The 710-nt window shown below is 42.7% G+C and carries 1 protein-coding gene; it reads right to left on the minus strand.

Annotated features, from left to right (window positions below; genetic code table 11):
- Window positions 1-710 (minus strand): SH3 domain-containing protein (locus D8863_RS10605; protein WP_185761486.1); only part of this gene is annotated, 710 nt, incomplete at both ends.

Consider the following 710-nt stretch of genomic DNA (forward strand, 5'->3'; position numbering starts at 1 on the left):
CAGTAGTATTCACTGCTAAAGTCCCTGAAGCATTGACGTAGTAATACTTTCCTCCTACTTGGAACCACTGGCTAGACTTCATAGCCCCTGAACTCTCCAGATAATACCATGTTTCATTTTCCTTGAGCCATCCTGTCTGCATCTCTCCTGATTCCTTTAGATAGTACCAATGCGAACCATCCTTCACCCAACCTGTTGACATGGTTCCATTGTCTTTAAAGTGATACCAACTGCCATTTATTTTCTTCCAACCAGTTGCGACTTTCCCGTTCTCACGGTAATTCCAAATACCGTTTTGCTTCTTCCAACCATTCTCCACCGATTCTGTTTCCATATACTGGACGTATCTCCTCGTTCCACTATAGGATAGGTAGCTGAGCCATTTATAACCGTCCTTTTCTACGATTTGATCGTAGCTAACATTTTCACCAGGATAGTAGTAGTCAATAACTTGTGCTGTACTTGACGGCTGGTTTCGAATGGCAGACTTTTGAGTAAACGTATGAGTTCCACTAGATGCCAACCCTGACCCGATAGGATTTCCAGTTCTACCACCATTCCCTACTAAGTCCTTAAAATGGATAAAGCCTGTCATAGAACTAGCTTTTACGCTGCGACGATTGTATTTCTCCCTAACCCCATAATTATACTCTTCAATCTCAATCGTATCCCCTGATACATTAGATACCCAGGCCACATGCCCATAGTAA

Origin of the sequence: Streptococcus oralis, assembly GCF_003943825.1 — a bacterium.
GTDB lineage: Bacteria > Bacillota > Bacilli > Lactobacillales > Streptococcaceae > Streptococcus > Streptococcus oralis_CD.